The sequence below is a fragment of the Pseudovibrio denitrificans JCM 12308 genome (assembly GCF_001310815.1).
Taxonomy (GTDB): domain Bacteria; phylum Pseudomonadota; class Alphaproteobacteria; order Rhizobiales; family Stappiaceae; genus Pseudovibrio; species Pseudovibrio denitrificans.
Window position 1 is genome coordinate 1 of record NZ_BAZK01000014.1, and the last position, 24,453, is coordinate 24,453.

Consider the following 24,453-nt stretch of genomic DNA (forward strand, 5'->3'; position numbering starts at 1 on the left):
TGGGCTCTCACCCGCACTCAAAAGAGTAAATCACTCACAAACTCAATCATCTCTGATTGAGCTGAGCGATCAATCCTTTCGAGGAACTCAAGAGCGCGTCGTCCCGTCGCCGGCAGCGCCGTCGCTCTCGATGAGCTGGGTTATAGGCCTGAGCCCTCCAACCGTCAACCTAAAAACGACAAAAAAACGCAAAAACATAACCAACCTATGTGCAAAACATAACCAACCCGCAGAAATCTGCCAAATCTCCAGCCTGGGGAAAGAACCATGGGCCATAGGATAACTCACAGAGCCTATAGGTAATGTCGATCAAAACGCACAAAATGCGAATGATTTAAGAACCTTACGCAAGGAGAAGCTAAATCCTCCAGCTCAATCAAGTTCCGCAAATACACTTATAGAGTGTAGTTATATTTAGCACACTCCAAAGTAGCTAGTCGCGTTATATCCCCGTCCAAACTTACTTCAACGTGGAAGGTGCACAGATGGATATTACGTCGACCTCAAACTCAGTCAGTGGTGCTTTTGGTGTTCCTCCCCTCACTGATGGCGCAGCCGTACAAGGCGGCATTGCAGATGGGGCATTTCTTAGCGCTGAGAGTGTCAGTCGGTCGGGGAAACCGGCAGATGATCAACTGCGGCCCTCCTCTTCTCATAAACAGAGCTTTGCTCAAGTTGGTGAAACATCCGAACTTCAGAGTGTGAAGAGCCGGGTTGAAGAGCGCCGGGATGCTAAGCGGGAACTCATCAGTGACCTAATTGATCTGATTGAAACCGGACACGGCGGTTCCAGAGCTTGATGGCAGGTGCGTTTGAAAGAACGACTGAGAAACTCAACGTGTTGATGATCAAGATCGAAGAGTCTCCAGCACTCAAAGATATTGTCAAAACCGGAAAGGGCTTCAAATCTGCTCCCGACGGGTTGATCAACGTCCTTTCCCGCCGGGACAATATGCATTCCTTCCTGAAGGCTCACACTGCACGCGATATGTACAGTGAGAACTTTTGCCTTCAGTCGATGGTTTCTGATCTGAAGTCCTGGACCGGAAAAGTCATCGACACACAAAAACACAGCTTTGATCGGGCTACGGCTGCGGATCTCCACCAGCGTCTGGATGCTTCAACGGATGTGGGGGCAGCTGAATATGCCAAGAACCCTGCCAGCCGTGCGCCGGAAACACCGGAGGAAGCGGTTCAATATCTTTTCTTTGCTGTTGGTTTGTTCGGCAACGATAAGGAAGCGTGGACTGACTACGCCAAGGAGCCTTTGCAGGACACCTTCCCTACCATTCAAAACCTGAGCTTTGAGCGGGCCCAAGCTGTGTTTGAGCGTAAGTCAGCAGCTGGTGATTATGCATAGGGCGATGAGAAGGTAAAACGACATGGCAGACCAGTTTAACTCCATGCTGGCCCAACTTGGTGAGAAATGGGGCCTTTCTCTCCGTCTGGATCAGCAAAACGCCGCAAAGCTCACCGACCGACACGGCACTGTTTGGCAGCTTGAGTATTATCCTGAGACAGGTTCCTTCACTTTTTCCGGTGTGATTGATTGCCAGATCCATTCTGAAGAGGATTACTCCTTCTGGCTTGGCCTCAACCGGGAGCGGGACCTGATGGGGTACTCTTATATAAGCGTGGAGGATGGGCTAGTGCATCTGGAATGCACTTTGCCAGCTGACGTTCTGGATGCGCAACAGCTTGGGAACTTGCTTGAGAATATGAGTGGGTTGATGGTTGAGCTGGTGGATTATGGGGCGAAGGGTACTTTGGCGAGGTCTGTGCCTTTACAGAAAAGCTCTGGTCATACGGATGGGGCTCTTATGTTTCTTGAGGTTTAAGGCATTGTATTGAGTGAAAGCCATTCTGCTTCTCACAGTTCAAGCAACCTTTGAGACCACTTCCTTTATATAGGATCTGTCGTTTGCGTTGGTTTGCGTTGAACCGCGTTTTTCTGCGTTGTTATGTTGTTCTGAAGCAGATGCAGAGTGGTTTGGTGCGATTTGAGAGCCGCTGTTCGTGCCTTATAGAGAAGAGCCTTTTCTTGCCATCCAACGCGAACTCACTCCCCTTTTATGAATTCTTATCCCCGCGACTGACAAATCTATCCCCGTTTCTGCCTCAGTCTTTGTAGGCCCGGAGTATTTCCGCTGTTCAGAGTCAGGTTTGGAAAGGCGGTTATGGCGCATTGTCATCATTGAGTTTGTGTGCTCCCTTCGCTTCGGGAGATTTTAATCACGGAAAAAAGAATGATTTTCAAAGCTTTGAAAGAAATGAATACCTCTGTTCTGGGGTTTGGTTGCTGGGCTGTGGGCGGCACCTGGAACGATACTGAGGATCAAACCTCCATCCGAACTATGCAGACTGCTGTGGAGCTGGGCATCAACTTCTTTGATGTTGCTCCGGTTTATGGACTTGGCCATGCAGAGACGCTTTTGGGAAAAGCGCTTGAGACCACCGCGCGTGAGCAGGTTTACATTGCCACCAAATGCGGGCTGGTTTGGAATAACCCGGAAAAAGCCGTCAAAAACAACCTGACCAAAGCCTCTATTATTGAAGAGGTGGATCAGTCTCTGGTTCGTTTGCAGACAGATTACATTGACCTTTTGCAGTGCCATTGGCCTGACCCAAACACGCCGCTGGAAGAAACAGCTGAAGGGCTGCGTGCAGTGGTGGAGAGCGGGAAGGTTCGTCATTTAGGCGTCTCCAACTTCTCATTGGAGATGACGCAGGAGCTGATGCAGCATTGTGAGCTGGCGACTTACCAAGGGCTTTACAATCTGCTGGAGCCGAACGCCACGCATTATCATAATATTCCGCTGAGCTACCGCAGCCGCGATGAGATCATTCCACTTTGTGAAAAGCACGATCTTAAATACCTGCCGTATAGCCCGCTGATGCAGGGGTTGCTGACGGGTACATTCAAGCCGAGCGGTAATTTTGATGAGAAAGATGACCGGGCGAACAATCCGAAACTCAACTCACCGCTACTAGAACAATATCTGGGCTGTGCCGATGAGTTGAAAGCTTATGCGGAAACAGCAGGCATGCCGCTGGCGCATCTGGCTATGGGTTGGTTAATGGCACAGGATGCTGTTGGGCCAATCATCACCGGCGCTATCAGGAATGGCAGGTGAAAGAGAACATCGCCGTTACTGAGCGAACCTATGATGCAGCCCTACTGAAGGGTGCAGAAGACATCGTGGCGAAGTGGTCACTGGCATAAAACAGCAAAACCCAGCTCCTGCAGCTGGGTTTTCTTTTTCTGCTCTCTGTAGCAGAAGGCCAGACTCTCTCATTACATCAGAACGTCGCCGACACCGTCAGAAATGCGGTTTTGGAATAATGAAATTGCAACCTGAGAGATGTGGGATAGGAACCTTTTATATCTGGCGTTGCTTTTGCACGATCAGGCAAGGTTGAAAAAGCTATCCCCAGCCATACGTAGTTTTACGCTTGTGTGCAATGCATCTAAATTTGTAGGTTTCGCGCACATCAAGTGGTGTCTATCACTTCACCATCAGCGTCGGCCTTCTGACATGGCCTGATCACTTTCGCTGTTTGGCGCCACTATCCATCTGTGCTTCCGCCATGGGAGCAACCGCGTTGCCAGCTTCGCCCCTTCGTTTGGGCCTTTTATTTCTGGCAGTGATCATGGACTCGCCCTTGAGTTTTCGCGGCAGATGGCAAACAAGCGGATTTTGGCTCTTGGTTGAGCTACTCAATCCATGCAACGCGCGCATTCGGTGCTGCACGTGTGGATGTCTGCCAATAAAACAGGACCAGTATGACTGATCAAACCTGCGCAGATCTCATCCCGGCCCCGGAAGGGCCGTCTAATCTTATTGATACAGACTACGAAGTTGGACAGGACAATATTACACCACGAATCGCTGGTGTTCCGTTTGACGTTCACAACGTGGTTTTCACTATCTCCAGTATTGCGATTGCAATTTTTGTTGCGATTACTCTGCTCTACAAAGACGCTATTGGTCCGGTCTTCACCGATCTTCGTGTGTGGCTGACTTCTAGCTTTGACTGGTTTTTCCTAATTGCCGGCAATATTTTCGTGTTGCTTTGCCTTTTCCTGATTGTCTCTCCACTCGGGAAGGTACGGATCGGCGGCAGAGATGCAAAACCAGATTACAGCTACTCAGAATGGTTCTCCATGCTGTTTGCAGCTGGCATGGGCATTGGCCTTGTGTTCTACGGCGTTGCTGAGCCAATCGGGCATTACTCTTCCATCACCTCTGGCAGCAGCTGGGCGCCTTTGGGCGGTGAAGCGCTGAACGGTGCGGAAGCAGAACGCCTTGCGATGGCTGCAACCATCTTCCACTGGGGTCTGCACCCGTGGGCGACTTACGCTGTGATCGCTCTTGGTCTGGCGCTGTTTGCCTACAACAAGGGCCTGCCACTGACCATCCGCTCCATCTTCTACCCTATTCTGGGTGAGCGCGTTTGGGGCTGGCCGGGTCACGTGATCGACATTCTGGCTGTGTTTGCGACCCTGTTTGGTCTGGCGACGTCTCTGGGTATTGGCGCTGAGCAGGCAAATGCTGGTTTGCAGCATCTGTTTGGCATGGAAAGCACCACAACCTCCAAGGTTCTGTTGATCATCGCGATCTCTGCTATTGCGCTATGTTCCGTTGTTCTGGGTCTGGATAAGGGCATCAAGCACCTTTCCACCTTCAACGTCATCACTGCTGCTTTGCTGCTGGGCTTTGTTCTGCTGGCTGGTCCTACTCTGGATATTCTGCAGAAGCTGTTCTGGAATCTGGAAGCTTATCTGGAATACCTGCCTGCGCTTTCCAACCCGGTTGGCCGCGTGGATGACAACTTCCGCCAGGGTTGGACAACCTTCTACTGGGCCTGGTGGTTCTCCTGGGCACCGTTTGTGGGCATGTTCATTGCGCGCATCAGCCGTGGTCGTTCTGTGCGTGAGTTCATGATCTGCGTGCTGGTTATTCCAAGCGTTGTGACTACCCTCTGGATGACTGCCTTCGGTGGCACCGCGATTGAGCTGGAAGCAACCACGACCCTTGGCAAGATTGCAGGTGCGGCAACTGAAATTCAGCTGTTTGAACTGCTGAGCAACCTGCCGCTGGCTGAGATCACCTCTGTTCTGGGCGTTGTTCTGATCATCACTTTCTTTGTCACCAGCTCCGACTCCGGTTCTCTGGTGATCGACACCATCACTGCAGGTGGCAAGGTGAATGCACCGGTTCAGCAGCGCATTTTCTGGGCGTCTCTGGTTGGTCTTGTGGCGATTGCACTGCTGCTGGGCGGCGGTCTTTCCAGCCTGCAGGCTATGACCGTTTCCACCGGCTTCCCGTTTGCGATTGTCCTGCTGGGCGCATGTTTCGCGATCGTCAAAGGTCTGCGCAGCGAACCGAAGTAAGGCAGAGTTACATAAAGCATTCGAAAAGCGGCGGAGTAATCTCTGCCGCTTTTTTCGTTTGAGCGATCACCTGTGCGGAACGCTCTTAGGCCTCGCTACATCAGTGGATGGTTGCGGCCAGCTTTTTAGCAGCGGCGCGCATGTTGGATGGGAGGGGGATGTAGCCGGAGGAGATGGCGGCGCCTCTTGCTTGTCCACTTAAGACGAACTCGGCGAACTCACGCACTGCAGTGCCGGTTTTCTCGTCAGGGTAGACATCTTCCGTTACCAGCCAGAAGAATGAGATGATAGGGTAGGCACTCGGAGATTCCGGATTGTGGATCTCATCGATGGACAGCGGCTCTCCGCTGCGGCTGATTTCCTCGATGGCGGCTTCACCTGCATTCAGAGAAGGGGCTATAAAATTGCCCTTCTGATTTTCGACCAATGCCATAGGGATGCCGAGTGTGCTGCCAAAGGCGGAAGGTGCGTAACCGATGGAGCCGTTGATCTCCGTGAGCTTGGTCACAACCTCAGAGGAGCTGGGGACGAGGATGGTGTCTTTCGGGAAGGTTTCCAGCGGCCAGATGCCAGCAGTTTTACCGGCCCACGCATTTTCTGCGGAGTAGAGGTGTCTGGAGAGTGCCAAGTTCGCGCCACTGGCATCACTGCGGCCAATGATGGTGATCTTCAGTTTCGGCAGGCGCAGGTCCGGGTTCACCATGCGGATTTCGCGGTGGTTCCAGAACTGGATGGAGCCGTCGAAGATGCCAGACAAGGCATTACGGGTGAGTTTGAGGTGCCCTACCCCTTCGATGTTGTAGAGAATGCCAAGCATGCCTGCTGTGATTGGGATTTCCAGCAGTTTGTCTTCAATGGCGACAGGCTCATCCGCTGCGTCTACATCCAGATCCTGTTCCAGAATAGCTTCCAGAGGTGCACTGGAGACGGCGAAGTCCACCTTGCCCGATTGCAGGGCCAGCACACCGGCGCCACTGCCGATGGGGTCGTATCTGACTTCGATGTCCGGATTGGAGGTTTTGAAGAGCCGCAATGTCTCGTTGAACAGGACGTCCGGATACATGGAGCCGGCGCCGCTGAGCTCTTCGTGGGGTTCTGCCTGAGCGTAGCTGTCCTGCGCGTATGAAGACTTAATCAGAAAACCGGTTGCCAAAAGTGAAAGAAACGATGCAGCTAAAATCTGAACGCACAGTTTTGGAGAGATCCGGTTGAGCATGGCACATCTTTCTCGGAGATTTTCCAATATGTAGACGCTGTCCTGCGTCATTTTTCTGCTGGCAGGGGCAAGTTGATCTGCCAGTCCAATGTTCCTCATAGCTTAGATTTTATAAAGGCTTTCTCTTTGCCAGCTGCGGTATTCTTTGAAAACTTTAGGGATGCTCTCAGCCGATTGGTTTTGCTTGATCTTAGGGAGAGATTTACTTCACTGAGGCATGGTCTGGGCAAGCAGCGAACGTACCCAGACGAAGGTGCGGAGGATGGCCAAGAACAAGAAGCCACTCCAGTGGAGCAGTAAGGCAGATACAGCAGCACATGAGCACAACAAACAGGTGCTGAAGCGGGTGCGCCATCAACTGCGCGCGGACGACACCAGCCCGCTGGTGAAGCGGCTGAAGAAGTGGTCCCCCACAGACCTTCTGCAATTGCTGACCGCCCTGCCCTTGCCTGAAGCGCGTAAGCTGTTTGCGCTGCTGCCCATTCGCCCCTCCACCAAGATTTTGGCTGAGCTTTATCCGGACTTTCGGGCGGAACTGCTTAAGGATGGGACCACGGCGCGGCTGGTGGAGATCCTCAACACCATGAAGGAGAACGATCTGGCGGATACTCTGGATGAATTTCCGCAGAGCCTTTTGGATATTGTGGTGCCGCAGCTGGATGCGCGGGCGGAGATTGAGGAGCGGATACGACATGGAGAGGACACTGCTGGACGCTTGATGAGCCGCAAATTTGTGGCTTTCAATCAAGATTACACAGCCGAGAAGGCCATTGCAGCGATCAAGAGCCAGTATGATCTGGTGGGCCGGTTCCGCACCGTGTTTGTGGTGGATGCCAAGCACCGGCTGGTGGGGCGGCTGGATGTGACACGCCTTTTGACGCTCGAGCCCAAGGCTCGCATTGGTGATGTGATGGATGCCAATGTGCTGGCGGTTTCTGCGGAGATGGATCAGGAGGATGTGCTGCGCAAAGCAGCCAAGCGGCAGATTTCCTCTATGCCGGTGATTGACAGTGATGGCAAGCTGATTGGCCGGATCACCACTGAACAGATGAACCAGATTGTGCGTGAAGAGCTTTCGGAAGACCTGATGCTGATGGGGGGTGTTTCACCAGAAGCACGCCCGACGGACTCTGTGCGCCGGATCATCAAAGGCCGGTTGCCCTGGCTGATGACGGGACTGATCGGCTCTGCTGTGGCCGCGCTGGTGGTTGGGTCTTTTGAGGATGAGTTGGAGAAAGCGGCTATTCTGGCGGCGTTTATTCCCGTGATCATGTCCATGGCGGGCAACTCTGGCCTGCAGGCCTCTGCAGTTGCGGTTCAGGGCATTGCGACGGGGTCTATCTGGACGGGCAGCACGCTGTTCCGGCTCTGGAAGGAGTTCTGCGGGGCGATTTCCAACGGGTTTATTGCGGGTAGCGTACTCACGGTGCTGATCAGCATCGGGGCCATTTTGTTTGAGATCCACGATCCGGTATGGCTCGCACTGACGGCGGCGCTCTCGCTGGTCATCGTCACCACAGTTGCCGCTATGGTGGGGGCAACTGTGCCGGTAATACTGGACAAGATCGGCATTGATCCTGCAGCAGCAACCGGCGTTTTCATCACCACCAGCAATGACGTGCTGGGCGTGCTGGTCTACTTCACCACCGCCAGTTTTCTTTATTTGTAGTCGACTTGTGCCCTGTACAGAATCTCTGCCGTGGGAGCAGGTTCAGTTACCTTCTCGCTGAGGCATTCCTGCGGGAAAATCAGCCGAAAGCGGACATTTGCGCCATTCTGCCTTGGGTTCACAGAAGATCTAGCTGACGAGCACCATGCTGATTGCACAACTTTAAATATATATATAAAAATAACTATCTTATTATTAGGGGTGAGAATCGTTTATGAAACTGAAGCTTATATCAACTCTCTTGGTGGTTGCAGCTGTCACGGGCTGTGCTGGACCTCAGGGAAAACTAATAACACCGACTGCCAATGGTTATGATAAAATAGTTTTCCAAAAAACCGCCCGCTTTAAGGTAGCCCCTGCTATACAATATACTATCATTGCAGGAAGTGAATTCATCCAAGATCGAACTATGAAAGATGTTCCAGTTTATTGCGGTCAGGTGACACGCGGCTCAGTTCTATTAGCTACAGACGCAGGAACTCAAATAGTTGGAGATTGTTTTATTTATGAAGATCACGACGCGATAACAGTCAATCCGATGCGGCTTTATCACGGTACACGAAAACTCCCGCAAGGCACGATTAAGCTCGTAAAGGCCAAACGTTAGCATCTCAAGAGTTATGGCCTCGCATGACGTGTGGGTGGATCTGGATTGAAGAAAGTTCCAACGCCATAATCAGGCTCTGGTTTACTCTCAGTGAACAGCCCGCATAAAGATCGATTTATGAGTAAGAGGGACTTTATGGAACAGGAACAGAGCTTCAGTCATAGTGAGGGGGAGAGTGGTGCGTTTGAGGCGCGGGGGTTGCGGAGTTATTTTGAGTATCGCGACCTTGGCGTGGCGGATGCGACCAAAGGGGCTGTGGTTGCGCATGTGATTAAAGCGCGGGAGGGCACAATGCGACGGGCCAGTGGCATGTGCATGATTGCTCCTTTCAGTTTTATTATGTGCTGAAAGGCTGGGCGCGGTTTGAGTATGAGGGGCATGGCATTCGCACGGTAAGGCCAGGCGATTGTGTGGTGCAACCCGCTGGCATTCGCCACCGGGAGATTGAGCATTCCGAAGATTTTGAGCTGATTGAGGTCGTCTCACCTGCCAACTTTGGCACCCGTGCGGAAGACGAAGAGGTAGAGGCTACCGAGGCCTGACAGCAAAACCGGGGCTAAAGCAGGTCGCGTTTTAGCTGAAACGCGACCTGCTTTAGCTTTTGTTTTTGCGTATCTTTGTCTGAAAACCGGGGAGCACTTTTCAGAGATACACTTTAGAGGCCCCGGCGTTTCTTCATAAACTTAGCGCTGCGCTGCTGCTGGTTTTGCACGGCGTGGTCTGCCGCTCTGAGCGCGGTTTTGGCTGCGGTTCTGGCCGTTTTTCTGGCCCGGACGGCGTTTGCGTTTGGCTTGCCGCGGCCACGACCTGCATTGGGCTTTGCGCCTGCTGGTCTTGCACCATTTTCGCCTGCTTTGCCCTGGGCGGAACGGCCTGCGCCACCGGCTGAGCGGTTTGCGCCGCCACCGCCATTGCGACGGCGATTGTTTTGCGGGCGTTTGTGGCGCTTGAGGCGTTGTGGTTCTGCGGTTGGGTCGAATGTTGACACGTCACCGGATGCGCCGTCCCAATCACTGTCACCAGATGGGATTTTGCGGCCAATCAGGCGCTCGATGTCGCGCAGATATGGCTGTTCGGTTGCATCGCACAGGGAGACGGCAACGCCGCTTTTGCCTGCGCGGGCGGTGCGGCCAATACGGTGCACGTAGGCTTCCGGCACGTTTGGCAGCTCGTAGTTGACCACGTGGCTGACGCCATCAATATCAATGCCGCGGGCCGCGATATCCGTTGCCACGAGGATTTTGATGCGGCCATTCTTGAAGCCATCCAGCGACTTTTCGCGGTTACGCTGGCTCTTGTTGCCGTGGATCGCAGCTGAGCTGAGGCCTGCTTTTTCCAGATGACCGCTGACACGGTCTGCCCCGCGCTTGGTGCGGGTGAAGACAATGGCGCGCTCAATGTCATCTTCAGAGAGGATGTCCAGCAGAGCGGCACGTTTTGAGCTGGAGTTGAGGAAGCGCACGGACTGGTCGATCTTCTCAATCGGACGGGACACCGGCGCGACCGAAATCTCATGCGGGTTGTTCAGGAACTCTTTGGCCAGATTGCGGATCTGGATTGGCATGGTGGCAGAGAGCAGCACTGTCTGGCGTACTTTTGGCAGTTTGCCAAGAATACGGCGGATGGCTGGCGCAAAACCAAGGTCCAGCATCTGGTCGGCTTCGTCCAGAACAACCGTTGTTGTGGCGTCCAGCTTAATGCCGCCGGTGCTCATGTGGTCTTCCAGACGGCCCGGGGTCGCGATCACAATGTCCAGACCTTTGGACAGGGCGCGCAGCTGTGGGCCGGGCTTCACACCACCAAAAATCACGGCAACAGACGGGCCGATGAACTGGCCGTAGGTGCGCACGCTTTCGGCGATCTGGGAGGCCAGCTCGCGGGTGGGTGCCAGAATGAGCGCGCGGCAGGTGTGCGGCGCTGGTTTCTTGCGGTCTTCTGCCAGACGGGTGAGCAGTGGCAGCACGAAGGCGGCGGTTTTGCCGGTGCCTGTTTGTGCGATGCCGAGGATGTCCTCGCCCTCTTTCATCAGCGGGATCACTTCGCGCTGGATTGGGGTTGGAGCCTCGTAGCCCTCTTCTTTTACGGCGCGCAGGATCGGTTCTGCGAGGCCAGCTTCGTCAAAATTCTTCACTCTCGTACTTCCAAGATGTGCGGAGCACGCGCCCTGATTTGGGATCAGGCGCTTGCTCATAATATGAGTGCCAGCATGATCCCCGCAGACAAGCGTCTACGTGGCCAGACCGGCTAAATTTGAGATCCATGGAGTTTGAGAGGTGACTTGGAAAGCGACCTAGAAACGCTGCGGACCACGGTGCATGCCCGTGTTACATCCCACTCGAGCAGGCTGCCCTTCTTGTTCTTCTAAGGCAGCAGGGTAGCGCCCACAGCATTAGCCCGATGAACGCGTTGGCTGAGGAGATATAGGGAAAGCAGCGGGAATGCAAGGGGGGGAACATGCCAAGCGCCCCGCACTGTCGTCATCCCGCACGTGATGCGGGACCCAGAATGGTCATCAACACCCTTGCACCAAATCCAGATACAGATCACGCCATGTTGGATTAAGTGTTTCAATGAGATTCAGTTTCCATGCTCGCCTCCAACGTTTCAGCTTTTTCTCACGAGCAATCGCATCGCCAATGCGCTCAAATTCCTCAAAATAAACCAGCTGAGAAACATCGTAACGAGCCGTAAACGAGGTCGCCGTCTTCTCTTTGTGCTCATGAATTCGGCGTGACAGATTGTTGGTAACACCCGTGTAGAGCGTCCCGTTCCTCTGACTTGCAGTGATGTAAACGTAATAAGGCATGCCGTAGTTTGCAGATACGTATGCGTCCTGCAAACTGCATGATGTGGCTAGGGTTTTATCAATGGTGAGTTCCAGCTGGGTCCCGCATCAAGTGCGGGATGACGGCGTTGGGTGCTTTAAGGCCTGCCCAACCGCCCCTCGCCGTCATGCCGGACGAGCGAAGCGAAGATCCGGTATCCAGGGCAATGCGGCAGACACAAAGTGTCCGTGTTGCGCTTCATTCGAACAAGCCGCCCTGCTGGCGATAATGATGGCAACGGGGTGAAAGTGAGAAAAGCCGAGCTCCCTCCCCGCCGTCATCCCGCGCTCGACGCGGGATCTAGAGAAAGTGCTCTCCCCCATTTCGCTACAAATCATCTGATACATCCCTTAAACCAAGAGTTCGCTCTACCTCTCTTGGGAAATCACGCTCAATAGATCCAATCAATGCATAGACAAGAGGCATCGCAAAGTCGCCTTTATAGGGAGATTGCATTTTCATCCATTGTGATGGGAAGTATCGGACAAGCATACCTAGGATATAGGCCCCCAAATAGAGCTTTAAAAACTCAGATAGCTTGTCACCATTAGGGAAGTTAGAAACAACCTTTGAAGTTGCTGTGTTATAGTGTGAACTCTCAAGGAGTACCTTGGGGAAGTCAACTTCCTCCATTCGACCTTTAATCAGGCACCTTGGTTCTGTTTCATTCCGTTTCAGGTTAATCTCATTCGCGCGAGAAGAGTACCAAGGTGGAATATGAGCGCTTGCAGAATCCATAGCAACCTCACCGCTATTAAGCAGTGTAGCTGTAGTCCAACACCATTGGGCTTCATGACCTTCCATAAGAGCATAATCATCGCAAGTTGCTGAAAGCCGAGCGACTAAATCCCCAAGGGTTATCACACTTTCATCATTTGCAAACTTTACATTGCCAAGTGGACGGTTCAGATATCCAACCCCATGAACATTAAGAGTTTGTACCTTGAACATCTCTTGATGAACAACCGTATCAACACATTCTTTAAACGTGCCACCATGCGCCTTTATCCCAAGATCAAGAATAGACATTTTGCTTTTCTCAGAAAAAACGTCTTTCCAATTAGCTGGTTGTATTCCGTGGGAGGGCTTTAATTGTTCTTCTGTTTTATTGGCATCAAGAGCAAGGATTATGCCTCGCACATAAGACAGGACGCCATAATACAGCAGCAAGGGACTAACAATCTCATCTGCTTGTGAAGCCGCTTTAAAGTATTGTTCACCTTGTTTAATGGCTGAAAGTATTTGATTGATATGCCCGTCGGCAGGCCGTTTAGTGTTATGCTTCTTGCAATACCATTTCTTCAAATAATCAAAGTTCTGGAAGTAAGTAATGTAATGCCCAACCGGTCTGCTCATAACTAAAACCTAACATATGCAAAGGCAATTCAGTTTCTATATCGATAGGCTAGGAAACAAAGCTTGAGATCGATCCTTTACATCGCTAGGTGCATCGTAATCGACTGATTTTGCCCATAAATTCACCCTATGACTATCATATAAAACATGCAACCTGAAGTAGATTATATCTCCTTATTATGGTTATGGATTCCGGCTCGGGGCCGGGATGACGGCGGAGGGGGCTCCATTGCCGTCATCCCGGACGAGCGGAGCGGTGATCCGGGATCTAGTGCGGGGTGAGAGGTTTGTGTTTGGGGCTCTGGGTCCCGCATCAAGTGCGGGATGACGGAGAGAGTGGTGTGTTGGGGCTGCGTATCCTTGGGGCAACACCTCCGCCTACTTCTGCAACTTTTCGTTGACAGGTGGAGCGTTCCATTCCACATTCATATGTGAGGCGTCGAAACCTCTTTGTCAGCGGTAACCGCTCCCGTAACTAGCGGATTTTTTGTGCCTTTTTTCTGGGGCGCAAACCCTTTGCTATGAGCGGGAGGGCGGTGAATACAATACCTCCCTCGGGAGGGAATAAACTCGCCTGTCTGACTCAGGTTTCGAACCTCCCGCTCGCCAGCGGGCCGTCGAAAGCTCAATGTCGTGCGGTTCATTCAACAGCCAAGTCAGAAAGGCTTTGATTATGGACGACACTGCATGCGCCTGTGGCGCCACAAATACTCTTCAAAATGAAATTGACGAAGTGAACGTTGCTGTTTCTGATCTTCAGAACCTTGTTTACGTTCAGCATTTGGTGCTGAGCGAGCGGATGAAGAACAGCAGCGAGCGTGATGCTTTGATCACCTTGCACTATGCACTCTCTGACCGCCTAGAGGCACTTGATAAGACCTGCGGAATTTTGACTGATGCGTTGTTCGGCACCTTCTCCCCTAGAGAGGATTCCGGCAGCGCGACACGCAGCGTCGCCTCTCCAACACCGGTCAACACCAATATTGTGTCTCTTGATTAGATCACTGTGATCGGCACTCCAAGGGCCGGTCTCTACCTACTTGCACAGCCCTTCATGAGTGTCCTGCTGGTCTGCGGCCGGGCGCCTTGTGCCCGCAGGCCAGCGTTTTTGTGTGTTTGATTGGGGGATGGCTTGTGCCTGCGCGCTGGATTTAGGGGGGGTATGGATCCCGGCTCGGGGGCCGGGATGACACCGGAATAGGCGCCTTTGTCGTCATGCCGGACGGAGCGGAGTGGAGATCCGGTATCCAGAAGAGAGGTTATGATTTGAGGCTCTGGGGTCCGCATCGCGCTGTGCTTGTGTGGGATGACGGTGGGGCGAAAGGGGCTTCCAAAAACTTATGCCCCTTCTGCTGCGTGGCTGCATACTGAAAGGCAGGTTCATGCAAACGGGTGGTTTGGGGGAACGTCCCTCAGGCTGGTGTGAGCCGGGCGGGGCTACTGCGAGAGGTAACGTATCTTGCAGCAGGTCCGTGGAGGTTCCCCTTTCACCAACAGTGTTGAGGGATAGCGGATGTCCGGTCAGGCCAGAGGGCACCAGCACTGGTGTCACTTCTCTGCGAGAAGTGTCATTCACAGTGTCTTTTGGAGTTTGGCCTTAGCCTCCTACAAAAACGCCCGAGCAAGGCGACATGCCAATGCCGAAGAAACTTATTTACTCATAGTGCGCAGGCGTTGTCTGCCGCCTTGCCCATCCCGGTTTTCGGGAGATTTCAGCCTCACCACTGCATGGAATGCCATGCGGTGCTGTTCGTGTTTGTGCAGTTTGGTTTTCTCTTCCACGACAAACGAGCCCGATGCGCTTCTGGCTGGCGTTGTGCCTTCCCGCTGGCTTCAGGGGGTATGGATCCCGGCGCGGGGCCGGGATGACACCGGGGGTGATCTGCCCTCAATGCGTGGAAGAGAGGTTCTGGTGTGGGGCTCCGGGTCCCGCATCAAGTGCGGGATGACGGTGGGGGTTAGGCTCAGATCTTGCGAGAGCCCAGAGACTGGCAGAAGCGGAGCAAATATCCGTCAGGGTCTGCGACCACAAACTGGCGATTGCCGACCTTACCATCGTTCTTGCGATACCACTTGTCTTCCGGCTCCAGAAAGAGTGCGATATCGGCCTGCTTTAGCTTACGCACCATTGGCTCGATGGTGTCCACTTCAATCTGAACGTTCAACCCCTTACCGAATGGATAGGATTGCGGAGCATGGCCGTTGTCAAACGTGCGACCTATGCCAATCTGGTCGAGCATGATCTCTGCACCGCCGAGGCTCAGGTAGCAAAAGCCCTCCTCGGGCCGCTCATAGAGGCAGTCAAAGCCAAGCATATCGCAGTAGAAGCGCTTGGATGCGAGCCAGTCGGAGACGGCAAACTCCGGCACCAGTGGGTTACTCATGCTGGCACGAGGCCCAGAAGGTTTGGCAGGGTTGTCATGGATTGGAAGGGGTGGGCGCCGAAGAGGGGTGTTGGGGTTGGCATGTTTTCCGGCGAGTAGACAAAGCTGCGCATGCCTGCGTTGGCGGCGGCTTCGAGGCCGGTGGCGCTGTCCTCAATCACCACGCAGTGCTGCGGGCTGATACCTGCCATTTTCGCACCATGGAGGAACAAGTCTGGTGCGGGTTTGGGCACGCCGACATCCGTTGCGGTGAAGACGTTGTCGCCGAAGAACGGCAGCAGGCCCGTGACTTCCAGTGACAAGCGGACTGTTTTTGGGTGGCCGTTGGAGCCGACGCAGATGGGAATACCGGCGTCAACCAGCTGCTCTACCACTTGCTTCACGCCTTCAACGGGCTGAGCTTCCTGCCCCATCGCAACGTTGGCTTGCTCGTGAAAGTCCTGTGTCCAGGTTTCTGGCGCGGTCAGGCCCTGCTCCGTGAGGTAGTCGTTCACATCACGGCTGGTTTTGCCGACGAACATCTCCCAACACTGCTGAAAGGACAGCGGTGCGCCAAATGACTGCATCATCTGGTGCAGGATGCGGATGTAGATCTTCTCTGAATCCACGAGCACGCCATCACAATCAAAAATCACCAGTTTTGGAGGAGAGGATAACTGAAGCACTAAACTATTCCCAAAGCTAAAACGCGAGGGTAACTGCAGGTTGAACGCGAGGCAAGTGTGGTTTGAGCGAGAGAGGTGTACGTTTGTCACCTCCCCTGCTTTCGTTTGCTCTAGCCCGCCACTTTGCGCATGAGGGCTTCGATGGGGCCGCGTTTGAAAAAGCGGCTCCAGATGAGGGCGTAGATGACGGCTAAGGCGCAGAAGATGCCAGAGGCGAGGAAGGCACTCTGGGTTGTCTGGCCGCCGAGCAAGCCGAGTTCGTCCATCACGCCCATGCCCAGCAGGATGTGGGCGAGATAGAGCGTCAACGTCTGGCGGCCTGCAGGGTTGAGCACGGCCAGCACGCCAATGCTTTTCAGCAGTGGAGCTGCGCGCAGGCACAGGCCGACCACCATGGAGGCGACGGACATTCCGGCGATCAGATAGAACGGCATGGGCGGGATCGGGTTGGTGGTGACCAGATCCACCAGTTCCGGGTCCACCATGCCAAGAGTGGCTGCAGGTAGGCGCTGACAGCGTTCACCAGCAGGAAGGCCATAAGCCCGCCAAGCATGAGGGCGTCCTGCGTTCTGGCGGAGGAAAGAGCCCAGCGGCTGAGCATCACGCCGTAGAGCAGGAATGCAAGCCACGGGATGACAGGGTGCCAGCCGTTGAAGAACAAGTTGCGGACGAAGCCGACCGGGGTCCAGAACTCAGGATAGGAAAGATCCGTCCAGTTCCAGCCTGCCTCGTAGTCCAGCGAGAGAACCATCAGCACAGCCGTGGTTGCCAAGCCAGCAATGACCCAGCCCAGCGCCCGATTGCTCAAGGGCAGCAGCAGCGCACCGAAGAGGAAGTAGAACGCGTAATAATGCAGGATATCCGCATCAAAGATGAGCATGTTGAGCAGACCCAGCACAAGCAGGAAAGCAGCGCGTTTGAACGTGGTGAAGATGGTGAGATTGATCTCTCCCTTCAGCCCCGCAAGGCCAAGCCCGATGCCTGCCAGCACCACAAAGGTGGCCGCGGCCCGGCCTTCCAGCCCGTAGATGATGGCGCCAAGGACGCCCCCAGCCCCTTCCGCCCCCATAACGATGGAGAAGTTGACGATCACCATCCCTACAAAAGCGATGAACCTGGCGAGGTCCAGTCCTTCCAGACGCCCGATTTTTGTATCTGCAGCCATCACGTTTTCACCCTGCCTTACGTGTGTTTATGCTGTCTGCCCTGCGCTTATGCCCCTGCCAGTGCTGTGCCTTTGACCTTCTTTGTTATGCCGCCAAAGAGGGTTTGGATGGCGAGGGCGCTGGCGTCGTTGGTGGCGATGTTGCCTGCCTTTGCGGTACTTGCCGCGGCATACAAAACAGCGTCCAGAGAAGCGATGATCCAGCTGTTTGGGATGAAGGAGAGAATGTCGCCTTCTGCCTTTGCGCGATCAATTAAGTCACAGAGTTCCTGATCGTGGCGCTTGATTTCTCTCGCGATTTCAGGATCATCCCACACGTCGGGATTCTTCCAGAGGAAGTGACAGGAATCTGCATAAGGCACCAGAGCGCCTACAATGGCTTTGAGCTGTTCAAACGCTTTGCGCTTGCCTTTTACGGCTGAGTAGCAGGCTTCATCCATCTGCTCCAAAGCGCGGAGAGCCACGTCACGCAGCAATTCCTCACGGGTGCCAATGACACGGTGGAGAGTAACGCGTTTGACGCCTGCGGCTTCTGCAATATCTGCCAAGGAAGCCCGTGGCTGCATGTTGAGCACGCGCACGGCTGCTTCCAGCAGCTTATCTTTAGTGGTGTTGTTCAATGGTATTGACATGATACGTATATGTATCATTTAATACACAACTGTCAATAAAGGTCCTGTAATTTTTCGCAGGAAATAAGAAGGTTCGAAGCCCATGACTGATATCAATACAATGGATATTTAATGAGTATTATCAAAAGATTGTCCCACGCTTGCGTTGTGGCACTGCCTCTTTTTGCCGGGGCGTTGTTCAGCATGCCTGCCCATGCTGAACATTGGGTTCCCTGGGCGTTTTCGTGGGATCGCAACGAAGCAACACATCAACATGTCAGCCTGAACAGGGGCTGAAGAAGATTAAAACCACATCTCTCTGGAGCCCTGAAGGGGAGCTTCTGGTGGTGCGGCTGGTGAAATCCAAAAGCTTTTTGAAGATGGTAGAGATGTTCGAAAAGGAGATCTCAGAGAAAAGCAATCCGGAGCTCATCTCGCGATATGGCATGCTGCTGACTTATGGTGCTTACATGTCTGATGATGAAGACGACATGGTTGAGCTGGCGACAGCGGCGGATGAGTATTATGATCTGGCGCTGCAAAAGGATAACACCTGCTGGGGTGGATGGCTTGGCAAAGCAACGCTCTACGGCTTTTCCGAGGAGCGGGATCTGGAGGCTTCTTCCATCAAGATCCTGAAGTCTATGATTGAGGCGCAGCAGAAGACCAAGTCCAACTGGCATCATGTGTACCCCTATCTTGTGCTGGGGGCGATTTATGAGCGGAAGCGGGACTTTCTGACAGCCAGAGAAATCTGGACGGAAGGTCTGCGGCACTTCCCGAACAATGAAGCGCTGCATTCCAAGATGGCGGATTAAACCATTTGTGCTGGCGAGGCGTGTTCTTGCCAGCCTTTCTCTATTTCTTCTTCAACGCCTTGATGAAGGAATGCGCTGTTATTCCATGCAGAATGACACTGAGGCCGATGGTGGTGACCGCGGTTGAGGCAATCACAGAACTGCCCGGCAGGTTAGCGTCCAGCACCACGATGGCGAACACAATGCTTGCCAAACCGCGCGGACCGAACCATCCAATGAACAGCTTCTCTTTTGTGCTTAAGGGCTCGCCTCTCAGCACCAGATAGACCGGCAGAATTCTGACCAGCGTCAGACTGAGAATGGAGTAGGCGAGGATTTCCCAGGTGAACTCATGCAGGACAGAGCCAATGATAGCGGCACCGAAGATGAGCCATGTCATGAGGGAGAGCGAGTCCCCTATTCCCTCAGCAGAGTCCAGCAGCTGCTCTTTGTAGGGTTTCTCCAGCCATCCGAAGACGATGCCGCCCACAAAGGCCGCGATGAACCCGCTTCCCCCTGCTAGCTGGGCAACGGAGAAGCAGCAGATGGCGAGGGCCACTACAGTCACCTGCTCCCACGTTTTGGATTGCTCTTTGCTCTGGAAGGAGTAGTCGATAATCTGTCCGGCCAGCGTGGCGATCCCTATCCCGACAAGCACACCTAGTCCAATCTGTTCGGCGAGAAGCTGGGCAGCCATTTTGTTCAGGTGGGTGATCAGGGATGGGTCGGCTGCGATTGGCAGAAGTGAAAACACGATGGGCACACAGATCCCATCATTGAGCCCGCTTTCTGCATTGAGGGTTCCTCTGATCTTTGCAGGCACCGACGGGTCTGTCACGACGGCTTTGCCCAGAGCTGCATCGGTGGGCGCCAGCAGAGCTGCAAGGATGGCGACTTCGATTATCGGCAATTCGGGCAGCAAAGCCATTCCTGTTCCAATGCCGAAGAGGATTGTGAGGGGCAGGCCGATTAATAAGAGGCGACGTGGGAGATCTATATTGGTTGCAAGAACCTTGAGATTGGCTTTGGCAGCATCCGTGAACAGAACGATGGCAAGGGCCAGCTCTGCCAGTGTCTTTATGGACTCATTGGTCAGTTTGACCTGAAACCACTCCAACCCATCGTTGCCAAGCAGAAAGCCGATGATGCAGAACAGCAATGCTCCGTTGACCGGCTTTTGCTCCAGTCGCCGGCTCATGACGCTGTACAAAAAGACCACTGCAAAGATAACAGTCAGATTCTGATAGGACATTGGGCCGTTTCAGTCTTGCGGCTCCCACCTATCATGCTCAGTGGATCGCCCTCAGGTTATGATGCGCCCTCACTCTAAGAAGATAGTCTTTGCATTGGTTTAAGCAGCTTTGGTCGATTTGCCTGAGCTTCTCAATAGTCTCAGCAGCGTCCACTGAAAACCTGTGTCGCATAATCAATCACAACTGGCTCTCCCTCCGCCCAATGATCTTGCAGGATACTGTTGAGCTCTTTCAGGAAGCCCCCATTGCTTGCCTTGATCGCAGCCTGCACCTTTGAGGAGCTCTTGGCCATTTCGACGAACTCATTCTGGGAGAGCGTGCGGGACCAAGGGAAGCTTTGGACCTGCGTGTCTGCAAAGCCTGCCTGTGCCATCTCCTGAGCATAATCAAACTTGCGGTAATCTCTGGAGTACGTGCTGTTGTGGGTCTCGATCAGCGTCTCGTAGGCATTCATGAACGCACTGCCTTCCAGCTGTCGGTTGTTTTCGATGATGACGAGATGTCCGCCTTTGATGAGAAGGCGCTGTACTTCCTGATAAAACCTTGGTCGGTCGAACCATTGAGCGGCTTGGGCGACAGTGATCAGGTGGAAGGCATTGTCCTGAAACGGCAGTTGTTCCGCATGGGATTGATGCCAGGAGATTGCGCAGTCTACATCCTGCTCCTTTGCCTGAGAGAGCATGTCTTCATTCACATCACAGCCCGTAAGCTTGCTTTGAGGCGCGAGTTCCAGAAGCTGGCGGGTTAAGATGCCTGTACCACAGCCAACATCCAGCAGGCTCCCCTGCTCTGCTCCTTTGGAGGCTACCAGCAGATCAACGATCCGATCCAGTGCCTTTTGCGGGTAGCGTGGACGGGCTTGATCATAAATCTTCTGCAAGCCCGAAAATGCGTGTTCGCTGGTAATCGTCATGGGGATACCTTAAAATGGATACATAGGTATACAATGTGAGATACTGCTATGAGATTGAGAAGTCAATGAAGGTGATAGGGTTGGCCTCTGGCCTCACAACAACTATGTGAGCTTTGACGTAAACTCACTTGTTCATCGCGCTGCTGGCGGGATAGGTTTCTTTCATGAAAACAACAAATGATATCATTGATGGTGTACCGGTTATCGAGAAGCTCAGTGTTGATGAGCTTGGGACTGGTAAGCATCGTTTCTTCTTTAAAGCGACAACCGACTCCCTGGGCAATTACCACCGTGTGCCGGTGATCGTGATTAAAGGATCTGAGCCGGGGAAGAAGCTTTTCATTCAGTCGACCCTGCATGGGGATGAGGTTCAGGGTGTTGATGTGATCCACCAGCTGTTGCCGCATCTTGATCCGGCGACGCTAAAGGGAACAGTCGTTATGGTGCCGGGCGCGAACCTCCGGGTATGCAGTTGGCCTCCCGCTATTATCCTTCCCAGAACGAGACGCAGACGTTTACGAACCTCAACCGGATGATGCCGGGCGATGCAACAAGCTCCAATGCAGGCAGCCGTTTTGCGCATGCGCTGTGGCATAATCTTTACATGGACAATGCGGATATCTTTCTAGATCTGCACACGGATTCCACCGGAACGGCCTTTCCGTTCTTCATGTTTGCTGACTTCCGCAGCGCAGATGTTTGCCGTCTGGCAGCGCTTCAGCCAGCGGATCAGATTTTGGAAGATGACGGCATTGACGGTTCGGTTGAAACTGAGCTGGTTCGTGCTGGCATTCCATCGCTCACTGTCGAACTGGGCTGCGCCAATGTGTTTGATCCGGACATGACCCGCCGCGGTGTACAGGGCATCCTGAACACCATGGTGGACTACAAGATGATTGCAGGCAAAGTCGATCTGCTCGGCATTGAGACTTATGTGGGCAATGAAGAGGTGTCTGTCATCGCAGATCAGGGTGGCTTTGCACGTGTGTTGGTTAAACTCAATCAAGATGTGACCAAGGGCCAACCAGTCGCGACCATGACCAATGCCTTCGGTGATGTTGTGGCAGAGTACTCCGCACCTTGTGATGGCCGCGTGCTTTCCGTGTGCACTACGCCTTTGCGCGAGCCAGGCGCGACTATCATGCAGGTTCTACGCCGCATTTAAGATTAGCCGAGAGCAGGCTGTTTGGTTTGGCCTGCTCTCGGCCCTCATTCACACATACTTCTTGGCACCGACAACACATCCTACAACAACCACGGTGGCTGCGATCATCATGGACGAGATGCTTTCCTGAAGCAGGAGAGCGGCGAGCATGAGGCCGAAGAAGGGTTGCAGGAGCATGAGCTGACCGACACCGGCAGCTCCACCAATAGCCAGCCCGCGATACCAGAAGATGAAGCCAACCATCATGGAAAATATGGAGACGTAGGCCAGTCCGACCCATGCTTTGGAGGTTATCGGCGGAAACTCTGCAGGCAGGCTCGTGATGGATGCGATTAGCATCACCGGCAGGGCCAGCACGAGCGCCCAGGAGATGACCTGCCATCCGCCCAGTTTTCTGGAGAGCGTTGCGCCTTCAGCATAGCCTAGTCCGCATACGATGATTGCGCCGAACATGTAGAGCGAGCCAAGCAGGGAACCCTCACCGTTTTGCAAAAGAGCGAAGGTGGCAACGGCAAGGCTGCCCACACCGGAAAACACCCAGAACAGCGGCTTTGGTCGTTCCCCTCCCCGCACCACCGCGAAGATTGCAGTTGAGAGTGGCAGAAGACCCATCAGGACGAGCGACTGTGCTGCTGTCATTTGCTGTAGGGCCAGTGACGACAGCAGCGGGAAACCTATCACGACACCGAGTGCCACAACAGCCAGAGATGTGAGATCCTGCCGTTTTGGGAGTGGTTGGCGCATTAGCCCCAGAAACCCGGCTGCAAGAAGCGCGGCGATGACTGCACGTGTGCTGGTCAGGAAAAATGGCTCAAAACCGCCAACTGCAACGCGTGTTGCAGGCAGCGAACCGCTGAAAATGATAACACCGAGCAGGCCGTTTCCCCACCCGGCAGAGCTACGCTGTGCCAGTGATGCTTGCATGAGATCCCTCCGTTTTTTGCTTTTTTACTGAGGAGGGGCTAGGCACAACAGCCACAAAACAATACAATTACAGCAAACTGTACTGCTACAATCATCGATACAGCAGGTGAGATGTAAAATGAGTTATGGGCAGCAAACACAACGTGTCATGCAGGCGGTGCGCAGCAAGATCAGCAGTCGTGCTCTGGAGCCGGGCGAAAAACTGCCCAGTATTCGTGGCTTCGCCTCGACCATGAATGTCTCGCCTTCGACGGTGGTGGAAGCGTATGACCGGCTTGCTGCGGAAGGCATCATCTTCGCGCGCAAAGGTTCCGGGTTTTATGTTTCGCCCAAAACGCAGCCCTTCTCGGTTGCCGAGATTGGGCCGCTTCTGGACCGTGAGATCGATCCATTCTGGGTTTCCCGGCAGTCACTGGATACCGGCATGGATATGCTCAAGCCCGGATGTGGCTGGATGCCGGCAGACTGGATGCCGAATGCCTCGCTGCGCAAAGCTATCCGTAATCTGAGCAAGGCGGATGATCATCTGCTTTCAGATTATGCCAGCACACGCGGAGCAGCTAATCTGCGCCGCCTGCAAGCCCGCCAGTTTGCTGCTGAAGGTATTGAGGTTGATCCCAACCAGATCTTGCTGACAGGCTCTGCGACTCAATCCATCGATCTGGTGTGTCGCCTGCTGCTACGCCCCGGTGACAAGGTGCTGGTGAGTGATCCGTGTTACTTCAATTTTCAGGCGATCCTGAAGGCACATCAGGCTGATATTGTGAGCATTCCCTGCACCAGAACTGGCGTGGACTTTGACGAGTTTGAGCAAGCGATTATCGAGCATAAGCCGCGGTTTTATATCTCCAATTCCTCCCTGCACAACCCAACGGGCGTTACCCTTTCTCCGCAGTCTGCGCATAAGATTCTGACAATTGCCTCGCGGCATGATCTCATCCTTGTTGAAGATGATGTGTTTGCTGAGTTCCTGCCAGAGACCACACCTCGCCTGACGGCTCTTGGAGGGTTTGATCGTGTCATCCGTCTGGGCAGCTTCTCCAAGACGCTCTCTGCCTCCGTGCGTTGTGGTTACATCGCAGCAAGACCTGACTGGATTGAGGCGCTGATTGATCTGCAGGTCGCAACCAGCTTCGGCGGCCCAAGTCCTATTGCGACTGAACTGATCCATTCCTGCCTGAGTGATGGTTCTTATCGCAAGCACATGGAAGCCCTTCGCCGCCGCCTTGCCAAAACACGGCGCGAAGTTTCCGCCAACCTAGCCGAACTGGGTATCCAGACCTGGCTGATGCCGGAGGGCGGATTTTATCTTTGGTGCTCCCTGCCCGAAGGCATTGATTCAGCTGACCTAGCCCGAGCAGCCCTGCAGGAAAACATGGTGCTCGCCCCCGGCGACGTCTTCAGCCCAACCCAATCCATGGGCCAGTTCATGCGCTTCAACGTCAGCCAAATGGGCAACCCCATCACCTACGAAATCCTCGCAGACGTGATGTGTAATCTTTGATGGT

Annotated in this window: 25 protein-coding genes and 1 pseudogene; 14 read left to right on the forward strand and 12 right to left on the reverse strand. The window is 53.7% G+C overall.

The genetic code is table 11. From position 1 onward, the window contains the following. The 6 genes from JCM12308_RS30320 to JCM12308_RS18005 all read left to right on the forward strand — a co-directional run. Window positions 1-283 (forward strand): hypothetical protein (locus tag JCM12308_RS30320; RefSeq protein WP_208978708.1); only part of this gene is annotated, 283 nt, incomplete at its 5' end. Window positions 284-485: 202 nt separating this feature from the next. Further along, complete coding sequence (locus JCM12308_RS17980) at window positions 486-800, forward strand: hypothetical protein (protein ID WP_054784657.1); 315 nt, start codon at window positions 486-488, stop codon at window positions 798-800. Then, window positions 800-1,360 (forward strand): hypothetical protein, encoded by a 561-nt coding sequence (locus JCM12308_RS17985; protein ID WP_054784658.1) that lies wholly within the window; start codon window positions 800-802, stop codon window positions 1,358-1,360. The genes JCM12308_RS17980 and JCM12308_RS17985 overlap by 1 nt, the downstream gene beginning before the upstream one ends. A gap of 22 nt (window positions 1,361-1,382) precedes the next feature. Further along, entirely contained in the window at window positions 1,383-1,838 is a 456-nt protein-coding gene (locus JCM12308_RS17990) for a type III secretion system chaperone (protein ID WP_054784659.1), read from the forward strand. Between the two features lie 432 nt (window positions 1,839-2,270). Beyond that, window positions 2,271-3,134: an aldo/keto reductase gene (locus JCM12308_RS17995; protein WP_208978709.1), complete on the forward strand. Its 864-nt coding sequence runs from the start codon at window positions 2,271-2,273 to the stop codon at window positions 3,132-3,134. Between the two features lie 650 nt (window positions 3,135-3,784). After that, window positions 3,785-5,395: a BCCT family transporter gene (locus JCM12308_RS18005; protein WP_008552725.1), complete on the forward strand. Its 1,611-nt coding sequence runs from the start codon at window positions 3,785-3,787 to the stop codon at window positions 5,393-5,395. 100 nt (window positions 5,396-5,495) lie between these two features. On the opposite strand, the gene JCM12308_RS18010 is transcribed toward JCM12308_RS18005, so the two are convergent. Beyond that, window positions 5,496-6,611, reverse strand: a complete 1,116-nt coding sequence (locus JCM12308_RS18010; protein WP_208609104.1) for an extracellular solute-binding protein — start codon at window positions 6,609-6,611, stop codon at window positions 5,496-5,498. A gap of 262 nt (window positions 6,612-6,873) precedes the next feature. Between JCM12308_RS18010 and mgtE the strand changes: the two genes are divergently transcribed. The 4 genes from mgtE (at window position 6,874) to JCM12308_RS31650 (ending at window position 9,429) form a co-directional block, all read left to right on the forward strand. After that, window positions 6,874-8,280, forward strand: coding sequence for a magnesium transporter (mgtE, locus tag JCM12308_RS18015; protein WP_054784712.1), 1,407 nt, complete (start codon window positions 6,874-6,876; stop codon window positions 8,278-8,280). 214 nt (window positions 8,281-8,494) lie between these two features. Next, window positions 8,495-8,887, forward strand: a complete 393-nt coding sequence (locus JCM12308_RS18020) for a hypothetical protein (RefSeq protein ID WP_054784662.1) — start codon at window positions 8,495-8,497, stop codon at window positions 8,885-8,887. Window positions 8,888-9,022: 135 nt separating this feature from the next. After that, window positions 9,023-9,235, forward strand: coding sequence for a cupin domain-containing protein (locus JCM12308_RS31645; RefSeq protein WP_244271943.1), 213 nt, complete (start codon window positions 9,023-9,025; stop codon window positions 9,233-9,235). Beyond that, window positions 9,229-9,429: a cupin domain-containing protein gene (locus JCM12308_RS31650; RefSeq protein ID WP_244271944.1), complete on the forward strand. Its 201-nt coding sequence runs from the start codon at window positions 9,229-9,231 to the stop codon at window positions 9,427-9,429. The genes JCM12308_RS31645 and JCM12308_RS31650 overlap by 7 nt, the downstream gene beginning before the upstream one ends. A 113-nt stretch (window positions 9,430-9,542) precedes the next feature. Here the strand turns inward: JCM12308_RS31650 and JCM12308_RS18030 are convergent, their stop codons facing one another. From JCM12308_RS18030 to JCM12308_RS18040, 3 genes are all read right to left on the reverse strand, one after another. Beyond that, the gene (locus JCM12308_RS18030) at window positions 9,543-11,018 is read right to left on the reverse strand and encodes a DEAD/DEAH box helicase (RefSeq protein ID WP_208978710.1); all 1,476 of its coding nucleotides are present in this window, start codon (window positions 11,016-11,018) and stop codon (window positions 9,543-9,545) included. 381 nt (window positions 11,019-11,399) lie between these two features. Next, the gene (locus JCM12308_RS18035; RefSeq protein WP_054784663.1) at window positions 11,400-11,693 is read right to left on the reverse strand and encodes a GIY-YIG nuclease family protein; all 294 of its coding nucleotides are present in this window, start codon (window positions 11,691-11,693) and stop codon (window positions 11,400-11,402) included. A gap of 346 nt (window positions 11,694-12,039) precedes the next feature. Beyond that, a complete protein-coding gene (locus JCM12308_RS18040) occupies window positions 12,040-13,068 on the reverse strand; it encodes a YaaC family protein (protein WP_054784664.1) in 1,029 nt (342 codons plus the stop codon). A 673-nt stretch (window positions 13,069-13,741) separates the two neighbouring features. Between JCM12308_RS18040 and JCM12308_RS18045 the strand changes: the two genes are divergently transcribed. After that, a complete protein-coding gene (locus JCM12308_RS18045) occupies window positions 13,742-14,068 on the forward strand; it encodes a hypothetical protein (RefSeq protein WP_054784665.1) in 327 nt (108 codons plus the stop codon). 964 nt (window positions 14,069-15,032) lie between these two features. Here JCM12308_RS18045 and JCM12308_RS18050 read toward each other — a convergent pair. The 5 genes from JCM12308_RS18050 to JCM12308_RS18065 all read right to left on the reverse strand — a co-directional run bounded on the left by JCM12308_RS18050 (window position 15,033) and on the right by JCM12308_RS18065 (window position 17,914). Beyond that, window positions 15,033-15,452, reverse strand: coding sequence for a bleomycin resistance protein (locus tag JCM12308_RS18050; protein ID WP_054784666.1), 420 nt, complete (start codon window positions 15,450-15,452; stop codon window positions 15,033-15,035). Beyond that, window positions 15,449-16,117 (reverse strand): HAD family hydrolase, encoded by a 669-nt coding sequence (locus JCM12308_RS18055; protein ID WP_054784667.1) that lies wholly within the window; start codon window positions 16,115-16,117, stop codon window positions 15,449-15,451. The genes JCM12308_RS18050 and JCM12308_RS18055 overlap by 4 nt, the downstream gene beginning before the upstream one ends. A 110-nt stretch (window positions 16,118-16,227) precedes the next feature. After that, on the reverse strand, window positions 16,228-16,602 hold the full coding sequence (locus JCM12308_RS30325) for a DUF418 domain-containing protein (protein ID WP_208978711.1): 375 nt from the start codon (window positions 16,600-16,602) through the stop codon (window positions 16,228-16,230). After that, window positions 16,536-17,282, reverse strand: a complete 747-nt coding sequence (locus JCM12308_RS18060) for a heparan-alpha-glucosaminide N-acetyltransferase domain-containing protein (RefSeq protein ID WP_208978712.1) — start codon at window positions 17,280-17,282, stop codon at window positions 16,536-16,538. Before JCM12308_RS18060 ends, JCM12308_RS30325 begins: the two co-directional genes overlap by 67 nt. Before the next feature lie 47 nt (window positions 17,283-17,329). Beyond that, window positions 17,330-17,914, reverse strand: coding sequence for a TetR/AcrR family transcriptional regulator (locus JCM12308_RS18065; protein WP_208978713.1), 585 nt, complete (start codon window positions 17,912-17,914; stop codon window positions 17,330-17,332). Between the two features lie 224 nt (window positions 17,915-18,138). On the opposite strand from JCM12308_RS18065, the gene JCM12308_RS18070 reads away from it, so the two are divergent. After that, entirely contained in the window at window positions 18,139-18,711 is a 573-nt protein-coding gene (locus JCM12308_RS18070) for a tetratricopeptide repeat protein (protein WP_208978714.1), read from the forward strand. 40 nt (window positions 18,712-18,751) lie between these two features. Here the strand turns inward: JCM12308_RS18070 and JCM12308_RS18075 are convergent, their stop codons facing one another. Together JCM12308_RS18075 and JCM12308_RS18080 are read right to left on the reverse strand one after the other, a co-directional pair. Further along, a complete protein-coding gene (locus tag JCM12308_RS18075) occupies window positions 18,752-19,942 on the reverse strand; it encodes a cation:proton antiporter (RefSeq protein WP_054784669.1) in 1,191 nt (396 codons plus the stop codon). A 140-nt stretch (window positions 19,943-20,082) separates the two neighbouring features. Further along, window positions 20,083-20,856, reverse strand: a complete 774-nt coding sequence (locus tag JCM12308_RS18080; RefSeq protein ID WP_054784670.1) for a class I SAM-dependent methyltransferase — start codon at window positions 20,854-20,856, stop codon at window positions 20,083-20,085. Window positions 20,857-21,020: 164 nt separating this feature from the next. Between JCM12308_RS18080 and JCM12308_RS18085 the strand changes: the two are divergent. Beyond that, a pseudogene (locus JCM12308_RS18085) lies at window positions 21,021-22,021 on the forward strand (succinylglutamate desuccinylase/aspartoacylase family protein). 48 nt (window positions 22,022-22,069) lie between these two features. Here JCM12308_RS18085 and JCM12308_RS18090 read toward each other — a convergent pair. After that, window positions 22,070-22,945: a DMT family transporter gene (locus tag JCM12308_RS18090; protein WP_054784671.1), complete on the reverse strand. Its 876-nt coding sequence runs from the start codon at window positions 22,943-22,945 to the stop codon at window positions 22,070-22,072. Between the two features lie 118 nt (window positions 22,946-23,063). On the opposite strand from JCM12308_RS18090, the gene JCM12308_RS18095 reads away from it, so the two are divergent. Next, entirely contained in the window at window positions 23,064-24,449 is a 1,386-nt protein-coding gene (locus JCM12308_RS18095; RefSeq protein WP_054784672.1) for an aminotransferase-like domain-containing protein, read from the forward strand. The last annotated feature ends 4 nt before the right edge of the window (window positions 24,450-24,453 follow it).

Excerpts from the sequence above, each read along its gene's own strand:
- JCM12308_RS17995 (WP_208978709.1), top strand. The coding sequence starts at position 2,271 with ATGAATACCTCTGTTCTGGGGTTTGGTTGCTGGGCTGTGGGCGGCACC.
- JCM12308_RS18035 (WP_054784663.1), bottom strand. The coding sequence starts at position 11,693 with ATGCCTTATTACGTTTACATCACTGCAAGTCAGAGGAACGGGACGCTC.
- JCM12308_RS18060 (WP_208978712.1), bottom strand. The coding sequence starts at position 17,282 with ATGGCTGCAGATACAAAAATCGGGCGTCTGGAAGGACTGGACCTCGCC.
- JCM12308_RS17990 (WP_054784659.1), top strand. The coding sequence starts at position 1,383 with ATGGCAGACCAGTTTAACTCCATGCTGGCCCAACTTGGTGAGAAATGG.
- JCM12308_RS18005 (WP_008552725.1), top strand. The coding sequence starts at position 3,785 with ATGACTGATCAAACCTGCGCAGATCTCATCCCGGCCCCGGAAGGGCCG.
- JCM12308_RS18075 (WP_054784669.1), bottom strand. The coding sequence starts at position 19,942 with ATGTCCTATCAGAATCTGACTGTTATCTTTGCAGTGGTCTTTTTGTAC.
- JCM12308_RS18090 (WP_054784671.1), bottom strand. The coding sequence starts at position 22,945 with ATGCAAGCATCACTGGCACAGCGTAGCTCTGCCGGGTGGGGAAACGGC.
- mgtE (WP_054784712.1), top strand. The coding sequence starts at position 6,874 with ATGGCCAAGAACAAGAAGCCACTCCAGTGGAGCAGTAAGGCAGATACA.
- JCM12308_RS18010 (WP_208609104.1), bottom strand. The coding sequence starts at position 6,611 with ATGCTCAACCGGATCTCTCCAAAACTGTGCGTTCAGATTTTAGCTGCA.
- JCM12308_RS18045 (WP_054784665.1), top strand. The coding sequence starts at position 13,742 with ATGGACGACACTGCATGCGCCTGTGGCGCCACAAATACTCTTCAAAAT.
- JCM12308_RS18095 (WP_054784672.1), top strand. The coding sequence starts at position 23,064 with ATGAGTTATGGGCAGCAAACACAACGTGTCATGCAGGCGGTGCGCAGC.
- JCM12308_RS18020 (WP_054784662.1), top strand. The coding sequence starts at position 8,495 with ATGAAACTGAAGCTTATATCAACTCTCTTGGTGGTTGCAGCTGTCACG.
- JCM12308_RS31645 (WP_244271943.1), top strand. The coding sequence starts at position 9,023 with ATGGAACAGGAACAGAGCTTCAGTCATAGTGAGGGGGAGAGTGGTGCG.
- JCM12308_RS18040 (WP_054784664.1), bottom strand. The coding sequence starts at position 13,068 with ATGAGCAGACCGGTTGGGCATTACATTACTTACTTCCAGAACTTTGAT.
- JCM12308_RS18050 (WP_054784666.1), bottom strand. The coding sequence starts at position 15,452 with ATGAGTAACCCACTGGTGCCGGAGTTTGCCGTCTCCGACTGGCTCGCA.
- JCM12308_RS18065 (WP_208978713.1), bottom strand. The coding sequence starts at position 17,914 with ATGTCAATACCATTGAACAACACCACTAAAGATAAGCTGCTGGAAGCA.
- JCM12308_RS30325 (WP_208978711.1), bottom strand. The coding sequence starts at position 16,602 with ATGGTGGACCCGGAACTGGTGGATCTGGTCACCACCAACCCGATCCCG.
- JCM12308_RS18080 (WP_054784670.1), bottom strand. The coding sequence starts at position 20,856 with ATGACGATTACCAGCGAACACGCATTTTCGGGCTTGCAGAAGATTTAT.
- JCM12308_RS17985 (WP_054784658.1), top strand. The coding sequence starts at position 800 with ATGGCAGGTGCGTTTGAAAGAACGACTGAGAAACTCAACGTGTTGATG.
- JCM12308_RS17980 (WP_054784657.1), top strand. The coding sequence starts at position 486 with ATGGATATTACGTCGACCTCAAACTCAGTCAGTGGTGCTTTTGGTGTT.